The sequence below is a fragment of the Parabacteroides sp. AF17-3 genome, assembly GCF_003635445.1.
Taxonomy (GTDB): Bacteria; Bacteroidota; Bacteroidia; order Bacteroidales; family Tannerellaceae; genus Parabacteroides; species Parabacteroides goldsteinii.
In genome coordinates, this window is the sequence record NZ_QTMM01000022.1 from 54687 (window position 1) to 71589 (window position 16903).

The following is a 16903-nucleotide window of genomic DNA, read 5'->3' on the forward strand; positions in this document are numbered from 1 at the left end:
ACGACTATGCAAGAACACTAATATACAACGACATTATTCTCCGCTATCGAGCGGAGAATAAATTATCACTGGGTGATAATTTGAACGAAAATAGTACTCCATTAATGGATGATGAAAAAAACTACGCTCCCCACAAGGAATATATCGACAACTGGATTGCCGGCAAAAGTTATCTCAATGAAACCAGCCGCCGTCACCTTATCAAAGAAATGGGACTCAACCGCAACTCGTTCGCCCGCTTCTTCCGCGGCACTTATTGTTGCGATTTCAAAGCGTGGCTCAATACCCTCCGTCTTGAAGAGGCCAAACAGATGCTGGTCGAATATCCCGACAAACCCATCTGCGAAATCAGCGACCATGTCTGCATGAGTCGCAGCACTTTCCATCGTCTTTTTTCCCAAAAGTACAACTGCACGCCCCTTGAATATCGGCAGCAAGTCACAAAAAGCACTCCCATTTAGTCATTTCCCGACTGATAAAAGTCCTATTCAGTCACACCGGACAACCCCGAAGCCTTCCCCATACAACTGGTAAAGAACTGAAAACAAAGACATTACTCACACACCCAAGTATCAAACCTTCCTTTTCTTCAAATAATGTCCGGATGGCAATCTGCTGTCATCTCCATCCTTTAATTTTGAATCATTCGTATTCGTAATTGTAATACCTTATAAAACTTATTATTTATGAAGAAGAAATACGCAACAAACTCAGAAAAGACGTACTATTACCTGCGGTGGTTCTGCATGACAGCCCTCTTACTGGCTGGATTGTCAGGTATAGGCAGTAAAGTCTGCGGACAGGAAATCACAGCCAAGATAATTGTGACTGCGGACGATCCGGCAATACAACACCAGGTCAAGTTCAACACCATTCAAAGCAGTACGACCGCCACGCTTACCTTTTCCAATCTTCCCGCCAATAAAGAAATAAATACGGTCAAAGTAAACGGGAATGAAGTCAAGGCAAACCCAAATGATAAGAATACCTATACTTTTGATATGCCTACCCCTGATTATATATATTACGTCACAGTCACGACCAAAGAAAAAGACGGTGCGACCTACTCCATTACAACCAATGTTACCGGGGTTGACAAGTCATTATTAGAAAACCTGGGAGAATCGGATACGACGGCTAAAGGAGCCTCCGTCACAATCGCTCCACAGCAGACAGAAAAAAGTAAAAAGACCGATACCATCGAAATCATCAACATCACCGCCCATGCCACCGACGGCTCCTGGACGGCAATACCGGCTAAAGACGATGCTTCTTCCCTTACCTTTGAAATGCCTGCTGCCAACGTAATCGTTACAATAAGAACTAAAAGTGCAACAATAGCGAAAGAAGAAGCTCCCGAAGAGGATGCTCCGGAAGTTACCGTCCCCGAAATAGCGATCCCCGCAGAAAGCCTGCCGGAGGAAGAAAGCGACCGGAGTAAACTCCAACTATCCGTCGCTCCCGCACCGGAGGAAGAAAATATATCAATACTTGATAAAGTAGAAGCACTGATACTAAGCGACCAGATACCGGCATCGCTCGCCGAAAACTTGGTGGTAAGCGACATCAAACTGATTAATGACAACAATAATGAAGTGCAACCCACCGGCCCGGTCACCATCACCCTTCCCTATCCGGAAGGAGCCGACAAAAACAAGGTTTTCCGCATCCTGCACCTGCATGATGCCGGAAGTAAGAATGGAAATTACTGCATCATCACTCCCCGCGCCGTCACAGCCGGCCTGCAATTCGAGGCAGATCACTTCAGTCTCTTCGGAATACTCTATGCTTCAACGGTTTCGGCCACTGGTGTAAGTATCTCCCCCGACTCCAAAACACTCAATAAGGGAGAGACAGTGCAACTTACCGCCACCGTCCTGCCCACCGATGCTACCGATAAAACCGTCATCTGGTCAAGCAGCAACAACGATATTGCCAGCGTCGACAACAAAGGCGAAGTAACCGCTGTCGGCCCGGGCACTGCCACCATCACCGCAACAGCCAATGATGGCAGCGGCAAGGCAGCCTCTTGCCGCATCACCGTTAACGAACCATATACGCCTCCGGCCATAGTCCATGTCACCGGCATCAGCCTCGACCGGAAGACGGCAACGATCAAGAAAGGTTCCATCCTCCAGTTGTCTGCCACCGTCACCCCATCGAACGCCGACGATAAGACCGTCCGTTGGGAAAGCAGCAACACGGACGTCGCCAGCGTCGACGACAACGGCGAAGTAACCGCCATCGCACCCGGTACCGCCACCATCACCGTGACGACCACCGACCAGCGCAAGACTGCAACCTGCTCCGTCACCGTGACCGACATCGCCACGGGCATCGACAAGATCGACTACGACCTGCGCATCTACACCTCTGCCGGCAGCATCTGCATCGACAGTCCGCGCCCCGTCGACATCTCGGTCTTCAGTGGCACAGGCTCCCTGCTCCACCGCTTCACGAAGCAAACCGTTTGCCGCATCCCGGCATCGCCCGGCTTCTATCTGGTAAGAGTAGACAACAAGACATATAAAATAATATTATAACCTGTCACCCTTATAAATAAGGGAAGCGGGTATAAAAAATAAAAGCGTTCTTTGACATGGTGAAGATATAGAGGAAAAGATATTTTAAGGAGGCATGCAATGCTTGCAGGTTTTTCATTATCTTTGCTACCATCATAACAAATCCGGAAAGAAAGGAGAAATGAATTATGTCAAGCATGGAACTTAATGCAGAATTATTCCGCCAGCTCAGCATCATAGCCGAAGATGAAACTTTGATGCGCAAAGCCGTCAAGGCAATTCGCAAGTTAGCCCAAAAGAAAGAAGAAGAGAACGGTACCGAGTATATCAGCAAGGAAGAAATCTTGGCAGGAATTGATGCCGGGCTGAAAGATGTGAAGGCTGGAAGAACAACCCTAGCTCGTGAATTCTCAAAAGAATTGAGAGATGAACTATAAAATAAAACTCTCAGATTCATTTAAGAAAGAAGCAAAACGCCTCAAGAAACATTACGCTTCTTTTGCTGATGACTACGATAATCTAATTGACGAACTCGAAGCCAATCCTCTCCTCGGAACCGACCTTGGTAGTGGAGTCCGCAAAATTCGTATGCGTATCACTTCGAAAGGCAAAGGTAAGAGTGGCGGTGCACGTGTCATTACCTTTACTGTTGTGGTAACAGTAGATGAAAGCGATATCAACCTGCTCTTCATTTACGACAAAGCCGATCGAGACTCTATCTCCGATAAAGAGATAAAAGAACTCCTCCGCAAAAACGGACTCTTACAAAAATAAACAATCCCGTACAGCATCCTTTTAAAGAAAATATCTTTCTCTCTCCTTCATCTTGTCATTACGTTGTAAAGAAATAATAAAAATAAACGTAATGATATGAAAACAAAAAAACTATCCATCTTCCTCGTCTCTCTCCTCGCCCTCCTCGCGCTGGCAGGATGCAGCCAGGATGAAACCCTGTCGCAAAGCGGCGGCATGTTGCTCCTTACCCGTTCAGGCGACGGCACCGATGGCAGCAGCAACTCCCTGTCCCCCTCGGCCGATTATCGCCTGCTGGTATTCGACAACAGCACCGGCAGCCGGATTAAAAACGAAGCCTTCCCCCCCCCGGCACCAGCCGGCTGGCATTAGAGGATGGAACCTACGACATCGTCACCCTCGGCAATATGGATGCCAATGCCCTGACGATTTCGGACCCTACGCTCGACGACGCTACGGTCTCCTGCAAAGAGAACGCAACAAACCCAATGCTCTATCACGGCAAAGGAACACTGACAATCAGCAACGGCAACAACACTACCGACACCTACACCGCCCAACTCGAACCGGTAGCCGATACCATCCGCCTCGAAGTAACCGAAGATCAGCTGGGGGGATACACCTATACATTAAATAATATGTATGCGTCGATCAGCCTGTCCGACGGGACAGGCACGGGTGCTACAAAAAAACGATCCCTTACCAACCATCAAACCGTGAACAGCTTTCCAACCAACGGCACAATCACACTCGGTTGCTCCATGGACGGGGAAGCGGAAAACACCTTCGACACAGGCATCGCGCTCGAAGCCGGTAAAGTAACAACCCTTTACCTCACCGTCAAAAAAGGCGAAGTGGAACTCACCGGTTCCGAAATCTCAGCCTGGGAGAACGGTGGCACGATTACGGACGAAGTGACCACTTCCCATCTCCGGCAAAAAAGCATTAAATTCAAGTAATAAACAAAAATAATGATATGAAAGCGATGAAACTTATCACCACTCTCGGGCTTGCTACACTGGCACTGGTAGCGTGTACCGACGAAGACGAAGTACAGAGCAATATACTGCCCAAAGGCGCAGTACACCTCACTACTCAAATTGAGGGAGTGCAGACACGCGCACCGCAGCTTGATGCCGAAGGGAAAGGCAACTTTGTGCAAGGCGACATATGGGGAATGTATGCCTATGCAGACACTGCCGTGCCGGGTGAAAACCGGGAATACAAGTACCAACAAACCGTCCTGTATTGGAAAGACCTGAGTGAAACATCCCCCGTCACCTTCTCCGCACACTATCCGCGCATTACGGCAGATATTGCCAATCCTGCGGCATACATGTATACACCTTTAGAGTGGAACAAGACAGACGACTTGCTCCACGCCACTGCCACAGCAAGCAAAGGCGAGACGGTCGCGCTGACATTCAAGCATCTGATGCACCGGCTCATCATCAAGCTGACCGCGGGAGAAGGCATGACCGGCACGGATTTGACTACTGCCTTGATAAATTCCGCGGGAAAGAATGGCAATTATACGATGTATAGCGGCGTGGAGATTAACCTGCTGACCGGTGAGGTCGACTATGGCCGCTATGCGGGCATGATACAACATACCAACGAAAATCGTGGCAATGCCGACTGGAAAGTGGCGCCACAAGACCTGACCGCAGGTGCGGAATGGCTCAGGATAATGGTTGGCGAGGATATGTGGTGCTATAATGTACCTGACATCCTGAACAGCAGCAATTCCAGCCATCCCACCCGCCTCGAAAGCGGTAAGCAGCTCACCCTCAACCTCACGCTGAAAAAGAATCAGCAGACGGGACAGACCGAGATGGAACTCTCCGGTTCCGACATCTCCGGTTGGGGCTATGGCGGAACGATTACGGACGATGTAGTGATAGGCGGAGATACGCCTGCTGACGGCAACATTAACATGATCGGCAAAACCGCCGAAGAAGTGAAAACCGCCATTAACGCCGCTCTCGATGCAGGCATCACCGAGTTTACGTTGACAGGCCCCATTGCCAATTTAGGGTTGTCAGGCGGAAACTTCTTTATGAATCCATTTTACAATACCACGGTGACAAAGTTAGACCTTTCCGGCGTGACGGGTTAGGAGTCCGTAAACATAGATGGAAGTACAAATCCCACCAAAACCGTGGTAGGAGTGCCTGAAGGCGCCTTTTTCGGTAGTCCCAACTTGCAGACGGTAGTCCTGCCCGAACAGGTGAAAGCCATAGGGACTAATGCTTTCAGCGGCTGCCCATCGCTCTCCGAGATTAATCTGAAGAATGTCACACACATCGGTAAGAGGGCTTTCATGGAGTGTTCGGCTTTGGAAGAAGTCGATATGTCCGAAGTCACCACCATTTACGAAGGAGCCTTCTGGCGTGCCGGGTTGATTGCCCTCTCTCTTCCCAAAGCCACTTCGATTAGCGAAGGAATTACAGGTAGTAACGGTTCGTTTGCCAGTTGTCAATCACTGGCTTCTGTCGAAGCCCCTTTACTGACCAATACGGGGTACCTCTCATTTTCAGGCTGTACGGCACTCAAAACCGTAAACATGCCTGAACTGACGGAAATCAAACAAGAAGCATTCTATAACACGGGCTTGGAGAGCATAAATCTCGATAACGTGACAACGGTAGGCAAAAATGCGTTTGAAAGATGCGGGTTATTGACCAAAGTAAAACTACCTTCCCTTGCGACTGTTGGTGATTATGCCTTTATAAATTGTATCAGGCTGGAAGAAATAGAACTGCCCGCCACTACTATTGGTAGTTATTTGTTTAGAGGTTGCACCGAATTAACCACCCTCTCGCTACCCAACGCCCAACTCTTTGGTTATAACATTGTGGCTGATTGCTCGGCCCTTACCAATCTAAAACTGACTGCGGCAGGCTCATTAGTTAACGTTGCTGGTGATGCCATACAGGAGGGAACTTTTGGGCCACCGTCACCTTCGGATTTCAAGTACGGTAATTGTGCCCTCGTGCTGAACGCCGACAAGAAGCAGTCCGGCACAGGTTCGCCCACGGTGACAGACGCGACCACTTGGCTGGGGAATACTTGGAAGGGCATTACGTTTGAACAAAAATAACCCCGCCATTCGCGGAGTCGAATTTTGGCAGTGTATTGAGACTCAGTCCGAATAATAAACAAAAAATAAAAATATAAATGATTCAGTTAAAACAAACAGAAGCATTATGACAGAGCAAAAAACGACTCACCTATGGAACATTGACAATCTGAATAGCAACCGAAAGGACAAGCTGAATACCGGGCAATATTATCCGCCCTATAAGGCTGGAATATTTGATTTCAATAGTCCCGAAAACGAAGCGAATGCCGCAAGGGGATACGTGGAAGGCACCGCCTTGACGTGTCCCGTCACGGACGGCAAGAAAACTGTATGGGACATGACGGGATACACCCGCTTCATGGGTGGGGCAGATTGTCCGCCAACCCCATACTGTGGCACATGGAAAGATTGAACAACAAGAACGGACTTTTTCAGGTGCTTCCCCAAGTAATAAAAGGCGGCAGAAATGGTGTGGTTTATCAGATACGCTCATATGACCTTGCCACGATGACTCTTATCAAAAGCCGCACCGGATGGATTATTATTGACCCTCTTACGTATGCCGAAACTTTCGCCGAAGGATGGAGAATATTTCAGGAAAAGGTGGACGCCTGTGCCACGGTGTGTGCCGTCGTCATCACCCATAGCCACGTAGACCACTACAAAGGGCTGGATGGAGTAGTCAGCCCGGAAAATATCCTGCGGAATGTTAGTCAGTCGGACTTTGAAAAAAACGGATATGCCCTGCCGCAAGGAAAAGTACTGGTAATAGCACCCAACGGATTTTATAAGGAAGCTATTTTCGAAAATCTGTACCTGGGTACTTGCATGTCACGTCGAGCAGTCTATATGTATGGGAGCGGACTACCGCGCGATATCAAAGGACACATCGGCTCAGGGCTGGGAAAAACAGTGAGCGGAGGAAGCGGAAGTTTGCGTAAACCCTCATTCGAGGTAGTACAGCCCAAAGATGCAGATAGCGTGCCTCTTCATATAGACGGGCTTACAATGCGCCTGCAAGACGTACCCGGCACGGAAGCTCCCGCTGAATTTCATGTGTATATAGAAGAATACAAGTTGCTCTGTCCGGGTGAGAATGTGACGCACACCATGCATAACTTGCTGACTTCGCGCGGAGCGAAGGTACGCGACCCGAAAGCATTCGGCAGAGCCATCGACCGGACGATGCAACTGTTCTGCAACGTGGAGTGCATCATCGGTACGCACCATTGGCCTACGTGGGGACACGATGAGTGTTTCCGACTGATGGAGAAACAGCGAGACATGTATTACTATTTCAACGACCAGGTAATCCGCCTGCTTAACAAAGGAATGAATATGGAGGAGATCGCCGAAACGTTCACCCTGCCCGACAGCCTGAACTACGAGTTCTACAACCGAGGCTACTACGGGACGGTAAACCATAACGTGAAAGCTGTCGTACAACGTTACATCGGCTGGTGGGACGGCAATCCGGCCAACTATTTCAAGTATCCCGACAAAGAGGTGGCGCGGCGTTTCGTAGCCGACATGGGAGGAGCCAAAGTCGTGTTGCATAAGGCAATAGAGTATTTCAACAAGGCCGACTACCGCTGGACGGTGGAGCTGACGCGGCAGGTAGTGTTCGATGATCCCAGAAATATGCAAGCCCGCTACTTGCAGGCCGACGCGCTCGAACAACTGGCTTATTCGTTCGAAAGCGGCACATGGCGTAACATCTTCCTGAGCGCGGCGTTCGAATTGCGCAACAGACCTATGGGGTTGCTCCCCCATACCTATAAAGAGTTTATCGCCCAGGCAACTGCAACGTTGAAAACACTGACGCCCGAGTATATATTCGAATATTTAGCCATCCTGGTGAAAGGCGCGGAAGCGGGAAATACAAACCAGCTGCTGTATGTTCGGTTCGACGATACAGCCCGGATCTATGAACTGCATCTGGTAAACGGCGTGCTGCATCACAAGGAGATAAAGACCGGGGCGGGTAAAGCCGTCATCTCCTTTGCCGACGTGAAAGCATTCGCGGATGATTTCCGGTGGCGCATGACAGCCCTACATCCGGACAACAGTCCGGTTAAACCGACAGACGACCGGGAAAGTCTTGACCCCTTATACCGGCTTTTCGATACATTCGATAGCATGTGGAACATTGTAGAGCCTCTCGCCCCGACTCCATGACATCAGACTTAGTCTGTCGAGCAAGTTCGGAACAAGAATAAAATAATCATCAAACATATAAACTAAAAAACGACAATATCATGAAGACAATTCAAGCAATTACTGCCATGATGCTGGCATACCTCGCACTGACTGCCTGCAACAAAGAGGAATTCCCGCCTGACAGAATAACGCCCGATGGCAACGGAAATGCCATCCGCATTACCACCACGATGGGCGACTTCACGGGCAACAGCCCCGACACCCGTGCCACCATTGACGAGGCATCCGGCACAGGCAGCTTCTCGCCCGGCGACCAGATCCTTGTCTACGCCACGCCCTATGCGCCAACCAGCGACCTCTTCCGCACCGCCACCTTCGACGGCACGTCATGGAAATGCAACATACCCCTGCAATGGAGCGACCTGCCCGAAGACGAGAGCGGCAAAGGTTATTCATTCATCGGGTATTATCCCGTGCTGACGACAACGCCCGATACAGACAACTACATCGTCTTCACCGTGGAAAGCGACCAAAGCACGCAGGAGGCCTATGCGGCGTCCGACCTGATGATGAGCATAACCAGGGTTGAAAGAGGAGAAGACGTGACGTTCAGATTTCACCACTTCATGGCGCGTATCCTGGTGACGCTCACGGCAGGCGAAGGTGTGACACCGGAAGTAGTGAACAACGCCACCGTGACAATCAAAAACATGAGAGTCAATTTACAAGTGGATCTTAGGGACCGTAGTATCAGCGCTCCCCCCCACCCCGGTTTACGCCGACATCACCCCGCTGCCATCCGCCACGTCGCCAGGCACGTTCTATGCCATCGTTCTCCCTTTTCAAACCCTCGCCGCAGGCAGGATAGAAGTCACAGTCGATGGCCAGACGTTCACCTACCAAGTGTCCGGCAGTGACAACCTTGAGTTCTATCAGGGCGAAACGACCCGAGTGAACCTCACCCTCAAACGGGCTACGCCTTCCCCCGACAGCAAGTCCGCCACTACCATCGGGGAATTAGAACAAAACAATCATCAATCATATAAACTCTTAAAACGATAACATCATGACAATCTTAATCAAACCCGTCCAGCGTGTGAACCCGCAGGACCCGAAAGGGCCGAAGAAATGGTATCCCGTTCAGCAAACGGTCAAACAAGTGGACGAAACCGAAGTTTCAATACAAATAGCTGAAAAAACTACCCTCAACCCATCAGAAGCCCAGATGGCTATCCGCCAGTTGCGGAAAGTCATCGAGCGAAACCTGAAGAATAGCAATAGTGTGAAACTTGGCAACTGGGGCAGCTTCTACCCCACCCTCAACACCGAGGGCGCCGAAACGAAGGAGGCTCTGACAGCCCGAAACATTAAGGCGGTGAACATCATGTTCCAGCTCGGCGACGAACTGAAAGCCGCCATGCAGAAAGCCGACTTCGCCTGGATAAACAAAATGATGGGCGAAGAAACCAAACCGGACGACACCCCGGGAGGTTCAGACAGACCGGAAATCGAATAAAGCATAGTTGCCCGACTGCATTCCGGTAGTCGGGCAACCGTCCGCCGCCAGTCGCGCAACCAGACACGGATAATCGCACTACTACCGGATACCACAAATAATGGATCACGAATAAGGGAATATCTGAAAAATCTTCCTTACCTTTGGGAGTAAAATAAATCAGTACCTGTATGGAACTCACTCTCCCTTCCAAGTTGAATGCCTCCGAAACGATCGTGCTCGACACAAACGTGCTTGTCGTTATCGGGGCAAATGGTGCCGGCAAAAGTTCGTTCGGCAGAGATCTGCTGGAGCGTTACTCCGACAACAGTAAAAAGATATCCGGCATGCACTCCCTGTTTATCAGCAGTGAAGAACCTGTGCCTGTCGAAGGTAATGAACTGGCACGCCTGCAATCGATGATAGCGGAACGCATCTTCATGCCCCGCCTTTCAGAATACGAAAAACTAATCCTCCACCTGCAAAGCGAAGAATTTGAGGCGGCGGTAAACTATAAGGAAGCCTGCAAGCTGACCCCGGACCTGGAACCGCCCATTACCAAAATAGACCGCATACAGGCCATCTGGGAGAAAATGTTCCCGCATAACCGCTTGGTCAGGAAGTCCGGCTTTATTGAACTGGCTTCCACCAGCCGCGACGGCGATTCTTATACGGCCGGCAGAATGAGCGACGGCGAAAAGATCGTCTTCTACCTGATAGGCGCCGTACTCTGTGCCCGTCCCAACGAACTGCTGGTGATCGAAGAACCGGAAATACTGCTTCACAACTCGATCAAGAACCTGCTTTGGGATGAGATCGAAGCTATGCGTCCCGACTGCACATTCGTTTATCTGACGCACGATATCGACTTCGCCACTTCTCGTCCGGAAGGCAAGCGGATATGGATCAGGGACTACAATGCCGACGCCCATGTCTGGGACTACCAACTGATAGAAAACAGCGACAGCCTTCCCGAAGAAGTATATATAGATATCCTTGGGAGCCGCAAGCCGATCCTGTTCATCGAAGGGACCGACTCCAACAGTATCGACAACCGCCTCTATCCGCTGATCTTCCCCGATTATATGGTCAAGCCGATGGGTGGCTGCCAGAAGGTGATCGAAACGACAAAGGCTTTCCGGCAGTTACAGGACTTCCATACGCTGGAATCCATGGGGATCGTAGACCGCGACCGCCGTACACAGGGAGAGATAGACTATCTGCATGACCAGCATATCTTCGTTCCCGACGTAGCCGAAGTGGAAAACCTGCTGATGCTCGAACCCGTGATACGTACCGTGGCACGCCGTATGATGAAAGATCCCGATACCGTATTTACCCAGGTAAAGGAAAATGTAGTCAAACTCTTCGAGAAGGACCTCGAAAGCCAGGTTATCCTGCATGCCAAACACCGCGTCCGCAAGAAACTGGAAACAACGGTCGACCGCAAGATAACGACCGTCGAACAACTGACCGAGCATGTGGAAAGCATCCGTTACAACGTTCATGTCGATGAAATATACAATGGGATAAAAGATAAATTCAACCAGTACATCGAAACGGGAGATTACAAGAATATCCTTCGTGTGTATAATCAAAAAGGGATGCTGCCGCAAAGCCGTGTATGCAACTTCTGCGGTATCAGCAACAAGGAGAGTTATTTAAACTTCGTTCTTTCCATTCTGAAAGAAAACAAGGAGGATGCGGAAGTCATACGTTCTTCCATCAAAGAATCTTTAGGGACATAAAAAGTTATCAAAAATGAAGAAAAAGTCCGCAAAAAATCGTTCTTTTGCAAACTGATATAACGACATTAACTGGTTTAGTCCTCTTACAAAAAGAATATGCGTACACCGACATTACAATATCTCTACCTGCAAAAGCCGGTAACAATGGTTATTATAATCTGTATAATCTCCGTGCTTCCCTGGATCGGCCTGGGTGATTTCTCCACCAAAGGAGAGCCGCGTGAAGCATCAGTTGCCATATCCATGCTTGAATCAGGCAATTGGATATTACCCCAGGTTTATGCCAACGAATTTGCCTATAAGCCGCCGATGGCACATTGGCTGATGGCTGCTTTCTCTTATCCGCAGGGATATGTATCGGAGTTTACCTCTCGCCTGCCGTCTACAATCGCTTTTATCTGCCTGATGGGATGCACGCTCATGTTTTTCGGGCGGAGGATAAAATTCCAGCAGGCGTTTATAGCTACTCTCCTACTACTCACATGCATTGAAATGCACAGAGCGGCGATGACTACCCGTGTCGATATGCTACTGACGACATTCATTGTCATCGGCCTCTATCAGTTGTTCCGATGGGAAGACCAACTGGAGTTGAAAGGTCTGCCGGTTATTATCCCGGTATTGCTGGGGTGTGCGGTTCTGACTAAAGGGCCTGTAGGAGTTATTTTGCCTCTATTCGTGTTCGGTGCTTATCTGCTGATGCTCCGTAAATACAGCCTGCTGACAATTTTCAAGGCACTGCTTTATATCGGTGTTTCGTCTCTGTTCCTGCCTCTGCTGTGGTATATCGCAGCCTGGAAACAGGGAGGGGATAAATTTCTCGATGTCGTACTTGCCGAGAACTTCGGACGTTTCTTCCATCTCAATACGCCCGATATCAATTATGACCTGGGACACGAGAATGGCGTATGGTATAACTTTATGACGCTGGCTGCCGGATTTATTCCCTGGACCATCTTCTTTTTCTTCTCCCTCTTCGGTTTGAACTGGCAGAGAAAAAAAGGATCGTTCAAACAAGTGCTGAAAGACAGCTGGAATAATATTCTTTCCATGGAAAAGGAAAAACTGTTCAGCCTGGTAGCATTGGTTTGCATCATCTTCTTTTATAGTATCCCTTCCAGCAAGAGAAGCGTATACCTGATGCCGGCTTATCCGTTCATCGCAATATTCCTGGCACAATACGCCATCTATATCACGGAATACAGGACAAAGGTAACCCGTATCTTCGCTGCCTTCCTGGCATCGGTCACTACCGTAGTACTGATTGCCATCGGATTGACGATGATCGGTGTTATCGACCCCGTGGCTATTGCTTCACAGTACACAAGCCGTACCTCTACCCTGGCACAGGTCGAAGCTGTCAGCAACATATTTTCTTTCAGTTACGGACTGACGGTTTGCATTGTTATCGTCGTTTTGGTGGCGCTGCTGACGGTGCTTTACCAGATGTTCAAAAAGATAAACATCAAGATCCTGTATGCGACAATCGCCCTGAGTTTTACGATCAATTTACTGATCGACGGGGTTATCATGCGGGGTATCCGCCAGGATGGTTCTGCCCGTCCTTTTGCGGAAAAGGTAATGAAAGAATATCCGCTGAATGAGAACAATATGTTCGTTATGAATAATCTCAAGAAATACAGGAACCTGTACGGGCTTAATTTCTATCTCGGCAACCGCTTCCACAATTTCGAACAGGAGATGCCGGAAGAAGGATTTTTCTTTGCAACTTCCAGCGACCTGGAGGTTGTCCTTAAAAATTACGAAGGCCAATATACTTTTAATATATTGACCTCCTCTGAACGTATCATCCACGAAGTGCGCCGCCCGGTTGTCCTGTGCAGCTTCCTCCGTGTAAAATAAGATTATTTTAATTCTTTGATTTTGATACTGCGGAAAGCAACTTCGTCGCCATGATCCTGTAACAGGATATGTCCCTGGGGAGCTTCACCGAAACGTCCTGCCTCGTTATAAGACGGGGCAGCATATTTACTACCTTTCACCAATTCGCGGAAAGCATCCGAACCACGATCGTATTCCAATGTTTTAAAGCCGTTCAGCCAATGTTCCACATGATTATTGGGGAATACTTTCAGGACAGCCTGGTTCCAGTTGCCCACACCGTTGAAACGTTTGTTACCGGCCGGCATCATGTCGTAAAGGCTTGCCAGGGTGCGGCTGCCGGGAGTCGTTGTGTAGAGTTTGGCATCCGGATGCAGTTTGTCATCTAATATCTGGTATTCGAGGCCATAGGCGGAGCCGCTAGGTTTTTCTGCTTCCGTCACGAAATATTTGATTCCGCTGTTTGCTCCCGGAGTGATTTTAAATTCCAGGCTTAACTCGAATGCTGCATATTCTTTATCGGTCACGATATCACCTCCGTTGGTAGACTCGCCGCCACCGGATTTCAAGACGATCAACTGTCCGTCTTCCACTTTCCAGCCATGATCCGGGAAGGCCTCTTTATGGGCGCCACGCCAGCCTGTAGTTGTCTGTCCGTCGAACAGGAGGTTCCATCCGTCCGCTTTTTCAGCATCCGTCAGGTAGTTGGGGACGCGGTTCACTTCCGGAGCTAATGTGCCCTGCATGCGCTCGGCTTCCAGGTTCTCCGTCTTTATACGGATATTACGCCATTTGATTTCTTTTCCTTCCAGATCGGTATTCTTTCCGATGCCATGCACCTGGAATGCGATGAAGCCTTTGGCTGTTTCGTCGTCATAGAGATTGGCGGTGTTCACGCCGTTCAGCCAGATGCGGATATTGTTGCCGATCGCTTCGATACGGAATTTATTCCAATCTGTCTTTTTGTAGGCGGCTTGTCCCGGTTTGTTATCGACGAGCGTCACCAGCCAACCACGGCGTGCCTCGTCGTAAACGCCTCCGCTCCATGCTCTGTCGGAAGGGTCCATTTCGCATTGGTAGCCATGCACACGCCCGTTCTGGTAATCCGGACGGCTTTCGCTGCGGAACTGCACACCAGAGTTCAATGCCGGGTCGCAGAGAGCTTCAAATTCCAGGATAAAATCGCCATACTCCTGTTCGGTAGCCATAAAGCTGTTCGGCTGGCCCGTCACCGAAGTTCCGACCAGACAGCCGTCTTCCACCCGGTAGGGCGCTTCGCCGTTCAATTGCTTGAAACCGGTAAGATCTTTACCATTGAATAACTTTTGCCAGCCGTCATTCGACTGACAGGAACAAAGCAGCGCAAGAGACAGGGCTGCAAACTTCAAAGATGCTTTCATTCTGTTTTTCTTTTAGGTATTATAAATAAGAAAATTGTTTTACTGGTCTGTCAACTAACACATGTGTACGAGCACAAAGATAAAATATTATTCATAAATGCACAGCAAAAGTGTTGCTATTTTACAACAGATAGAATCTTTTTCAAAGAATAGCCTTATCTTTGTGTGCAAAATGTAATCAATAAAGGTATTTTTATGAAATTTAAAACGGCTCTCTTTGACTTTGACGGCGTGATAGTCGACACTGAACCCATTTACGATATTTTCTGGAATGAGGCAGGTGAACGTTACGGGACAGGTATCGACAACTTCGCTGCTGTTATCAAAGGCACAACACTCCCCTACATCATGGAAAAGTATTTTTCCGACCGTACGGAAGAATTCCGCCGGATGGTTATTAATGAATCGACCGAATACGAAAGCACGATGCCCTTGCCCGCCATGCCCGGCTCCCTGGAATTTCTGCACTTATTGAAAAAGAACGGTGTACAGATGGGATTAGTTACAAGCTCGGACAATGCGAAGGTGGAACGTGCATTCAAATTGCATCACCTGGAAAACATATTCGACACAGTCGTGACCGCCGACCGCATCACAAAGGGGAAACCTGACCCGATGTGTTACCTACTGGCCGCGGACGACCTGGGTGTCTCCCCTGCCGACTGCCTCGTTTTTGAGGATTCATTTGCCGGCATACAAGCGGGAACGGCTGCCGGCATGCGGGTGATCGGCCTGAGCACCACCAACTCGGAAGAATCATTGAAGGATAAAGTATATGAAGTGATTCCGAACTTCGAAAAGGTTACTTTCGAGGATTATCTGAAGTGGTAATGAAACAGAATAAAAAAAGAAGGTTGCGGCAGCCGTTGTAAAAACGGACTTAACCGCAACCTTACCCAGTTTATTCAATCTCCGGCCGGTCGCTTTCCTTCTTTTTCTTCTGTCCCATACGCTGGTTATAGGCTGTCTGCGCATCGGATATCAGAGCGTTGACATTGCGGATAAAAGCAGTAGCTTCGTCCGAAGGATTCGCCAGGCTCCAGGCAAAAGCCAGCGAGGTTATATCGTCATAAATATCATCACCTTGGGCACGCACGATCTTGCTGTTGTCTACACTACTAGCCAGACGTTCGGCAGCGCGTTGGGCCACCAGTGATTCGTATAGATTATTCAAACGTTCCAGTTCATTCAAATAAGGGGTCAGGCTCAAAGCCTGTACGGCAGATGCATTTTCAGGTTTTCTCAGATCGACCAGGAGTCCTTTGATCGTTTCTGTTTCCTGATTGAGCGGGAGGCGTGCGATTCCGGTATATGGTTTCACTACGTTCCGCAGAAACTTTCCGGCTTCCTGTTCCGCCTGGAGTGGCAGGGTTGCGGAATTGTTTATCCGGTTCAAAGCATAGACGGCAACGTTGTCGCGTTGTTTGTCAGTGTCGTTCAACGTTTCAGTTTCCTGGCTGATACGGCTCTGGTTGTTCAGATCGGTGAGTTGGCTGATTACAGCGTCGAGGGCGGCTACTTGAGCAGCCGAAACGCCCAATGCAGGGACACCGTTCGATTCATTGACGCTAAGGCTTTCGATTTCGGGTCGGTCGCCACCCTGCTCCGGAAATGGAAGGAGGGCACGGAAACGGCGGAGAAAACTGAGGTACTCGGCGTTGTTGAAATTATTTGCAGAAAAATCGGTGAATTTTAAGTATGTTCCCATGATTTCTATTTTTTGATAACGAGGGCAAGGTAAGCATTATATTTCAAAAGATAACTGTTTTGTCAAAACAATTTCCAAGAAGATGTAAAATCGTTTCCCAAACCGGGAAAGCATCTTACAAGGGTGTAAAGTCGTTTCCCAAACCGGGAAAGCATTTTGCAAGGGTGTAAAGCCGTTTCCCAAACCGGGA

17 protein-coding genes are annotated in these 16903 nt (G+C 49.0%); 15 read left to right on the plus strand and 2 right to left on the minus strand.

Going from position 1 to position 16903, the window contains the following annotated elements:
* Window positions 1–104: 104 nt before the first annotated feature.
* The 14 genes from DWW91_RS24110 to DWW91_RS24170 all read left to right on the plus strand — a co-directional run bounded on the left by DWW91_RS24110 (window position 105) and on the right by DWW91_RS24170 (window position 13626).
* On the plus strand, window positions 105–461 hold the full coding sequence (locus DWW91_RS24110; RefSeq protein ID WP_122329153.1) for an AraC family transcriptional regulator: 357 nt from the start codon (window positions 105–107) through the stop codon (window positions 459–461).
* Window positions 462–686: 225 nt separating this feature from the next.
* Window positions 687–2543 (plus strand): Ig-like domain-containing protein, encoded by a 1857-nt coding sequence (locus DWW91_RS24115; RefSeq protein ID WP_122329154.1) that lies wholly within the window; start codon window positions 687–689, stop codon window positions 2541–2543.
* Window positions 2544–2710: 167 nt separating this feature from the next.
* Window positions 2711–2959, plus strand: coding sequence for a hypothetical protein (locus tag DWW91_RS24120; protein WP_122329155.1), 249 nt, complete (start codon window positions 2711–2713; stop codon window positions 2957–2959).
* Window positions 2949–3296: a type II toxin-antitoxin system RelE/ParE family toxin gene (locus tag DWW91_RS24125; RefSeq protein WP_122329156.1), complete on the plus strand. Its 348-nt coding sequence runs from the start codon at window positions 2949–2951 to the stop codon at window positions 3294–3296. Before DWW91_RS24120 ends, DWW91_RS24125 begins: the two co-directional genes overlap by 11 nt.
* 96 nt (window positions 3297–3392) lie before the next feature.
* Complete coding sequence (locus DWW91_RS24130; protein ID WP_122329157.1) at window positions 3393–3647, plus strand: hypothetical protein; 255 nt, start codon at window positions 3393–3395, stop codon at window positions 3645–3647.
* A gap of 35 nt (window positions 3648–3682) precedes the next feature.
* Entirely contained in the window at window positions 3683–4234 is a 552-nt protein-coding gene (locus DWW91_RS24135) for a hypothetical protein (protein ID WP_233584568.1), read from the plus strand.
* A 17-nt stretch (window positions 4235–4251) separates the two neighbouring features.
* Window positions 4252–5394, plus strand: a complete 1143-nt coding sequence (locus tag DWW91_RS24140; RefSeq protein ID WP_122329159.1) for a fimbrillin family protein — start codon at window positions 4252–4254, stop codon at window positions 5392–5394.
* A 42-nt stretch (window positions 5395–5436) separates the two neighbouring features.
* On the plus strand, window positions 5437–6378 hold the full coding sequence (locus DWW91_RS24145) for a leucine-rich repeat domain-containing protein (protein WP_122329160.1): 942 nt from the start codon (window positions 5437–5439) through the stop codon (window positions 6376–6378).
* Between the two features lie 106 nt (window positions 6379–6484).
* Window positions 6485–6772, plus strand: a complete 288-nt coding sequence (locus tag DWW91_RS27570; RefSeq protein WP_147426566.1) for a hypothetical protein — start codon at window positions 6485–6487, stop codon at window positions 6770–6772.
* A complete protein-coding gene (locus tag DWW91_RS24150; protein WP_158599478.1) occupies window positions 6760–8538 on the plus strand; it encodes an alkyl/aryl-sulfatase in 1779 nt (592 codons plus the stop codon). Before DWW91_RS27570 ends, DWW91_RS24150 begins: the two co-directional genes overlap by 13 nt.
* A gap of 80 nt (window positions 8539–8618) precedes the next feature.
* Window positions 8619–9437 carry a fimbrillin family protein gene (locus tag DWW91_RS24155; RefSeq protein ID WP_122329162.1) on the plus strand — a complete coding sequence of 273 codons (819 nt, stop codon included), beginning with the start codon at window positions 8619–8621 and terminating at the stop codon, window positions 9435–9437.
* Between the two features lie 149 nt (window positions 9438–9586).
* Window positions 9587–10036, plus strand: a complete 450-nt coding sequence (locus DWW91_RS24160; RefSeq protein WP_122329163.1) for an HU family DNA-binding protein — start codon at window positions 9587–9589, stop codon at window positions 10034–10036.
* A gap of 170 nt (window positions 10037–10206) precedes the next feature.
* The gene (locus tag DWW91_RS24165; RefSeq protein ID WP_122329164.1) at window positions 10207–11763 is read left to right on the plus strand and encodes a DUF4435 domain-containing protein; all 1557 of its coding nucleotides are present in this window, start codon (window positions 10207–10209) and stop codon (window positions 11761–11763) included.
* 96 nt (window positions 11764–11859) lie between these two features.
* Window positions 11860–13626 carry a glycosyltransferase family 39 protein gene (locus DWW91_RS24170; RefSeq protein WP_010802827.1) on the plus strand — a complete coding sequence of 589 codons (1767 nt, stop codon included), beginning with the start codon at window positions 11860–11862 and terminating at the stop codon, window positions 13624–13626.
* Between the two features lie 2 nt (window positions 13627–13628).
* Here DWW91_RS24170 and DWW91_RS24175 read toward each other — a convergent pair whose 3' ends face one another.
* A complete protein-coding gene (locus tag DWW91_RS24175; RefSeq protein WP_048317678.1) occupies window positions 13629–15005 on the minus strand; it encodes a DUF1080 domain-containing protein in 1377 nt (458 codons plus the stop codon).
* 195 nt (window positions 15006–15200) lie between these two features.
* Between DWW91_RS24175 and DWW91_RS24180 the strand changes: the two genes are divergently transcribed.
* Window positions 15201–15836 carry an HAD family phosphatase gene (locus DWW91_RS24180; protein WP_122329189.1) on the plus strand — a complete coding sequence of 212 codons (636 nt, stop codon included), beginning with the start codon at window positions 15201–15203 and terminating at the stop codon, window positions 15834–15836.
* 70 nt (window positions 15837–15906) lie between these two features.
* Here DWW91_RS24180 and DWW91_RS24185 read toward each other — a convergent pair whose 3' ends face one another.
* Window positions 15907–16713, minus strand: a complete 807-nt coding sequence (locus tag DWW91_RS24185) for a DUF6261 family protein (RefSeq protein WP_122329165.1) — start codon at window positions 16711–16713, stop codon at window positions 15907–15909.
* Window positions 16714–16903 lie beyond the last annotated feature (190 nt).

Bases quoted from the DNA above. Each gene is read 5' to 3' on its own strand.
- DWW91_RS24130 (WP_122329157.1), top strand. From the start codon at position 3,393: ATGAAAACAAAAAAACTATCCATCTTCCTCGTCTCTCTCCTCGCCCTC.
- DWW91_RS27570 (WP_147426566.1), top strand. From the start codon at position 6,485: ATGACAGAGCAAAAAACGACTCACCTATGGAACATTGACAATCTGAAT.
- DWW91_RS24155 (WP_122329162.1), top strand. From the start codon at position 8,619: ATGAAGACAATTCAAGCAATTACTGCCATGATGCTGGCATACCTCGCA.
- DWW91_RS24135 (WP_233584568.1), top strand. From the start codon at position 3,683: ATGGATGCCAATGCCCTGACGATTTCGGACCCTACGCTCGACGACGCT.
- DWW91_RS24125 (WP_122329156.1), top strand. From the start codon at position 2,949: ATGAACTATAAAATAAAACTCTCAGATTCATTTAAGAAAGAAGCAAAA.
- DWW91_RS24120 (WP_122329155.1), top strand. From the start codon at position 2,711: ATGTCAAGCATGGAACTTAATGCAGAATTATTCCGCCAGCTCAGCATC.
- DWW91_RS24160 (WP_122329163.1), top strand. From the start codon at position 9,587: ATGACAATCTTAATCAAACCCGTCCAGCGTGTGAACCCGCAGGACCCG.
- DWW91_RS24185 (WP_122329165.1), bottom strand. From the start codon at position 16,713: ATGGGAACATACTTAAAATTCACCGATTTTTCTGCAAATAATTTCAAC.
- DWW91_RS24150 (WP_158599478.1), top strand. From the start codon at position 6,760: ATGGAAAGATTGAACAACAAGAACGGACTTTTTCAGGTGCTTCCCCAA.
- DWW91_RS24180 (WP_122329189.1), top strand. From the start codon at position 15,201: ATGAAATTTAAAACGGCTCTCTTTGACTTTGACGGCGTGATAGTCGAC.
- DWW91_RS24110 (WP_122329153.1), top strand. From the start codon at position 105: ATGGATGATGAAAAAAACTACGCTCCCCACAAGGAATATATCGACAAC.
- DWW91_RS24175 (WP_048317678.1), bottom strand. From the start codon at position 15,005: ATGAAAGCATCTTTGAAGTTTGCAGCCCTGTCTCTTGCGCTGCTTTGT.
- DWW91_RS24140 (WP_122329159.1), top strand. From the start codon at position 4,252: ATGAAAGCGATGAAACTTATCACCACTCTCGGGCTTGCTACACTGGCA.
- DWW91_RS24115 (WP_122329154.1), top strand. From the start codon at position 687: ATGAAGAAGAAATACGCAACAAACTCAGAAAAGACGTACTATTACCTG.
- DWW91_RS24165 (WP_122329164.1), top strand. From the start codon at position 10,207: ATGGAACTCACTCTCCCTTCCAAGTTGAATGCCTCCGAAACGATCGTG.
- DWW91_RS24170 (WP_010802827.1), top strand. From the start codon at position 11,860: ATGCGTACACCGACATTACAATATCTCTACCTGCAAAAGCCGGTAACA.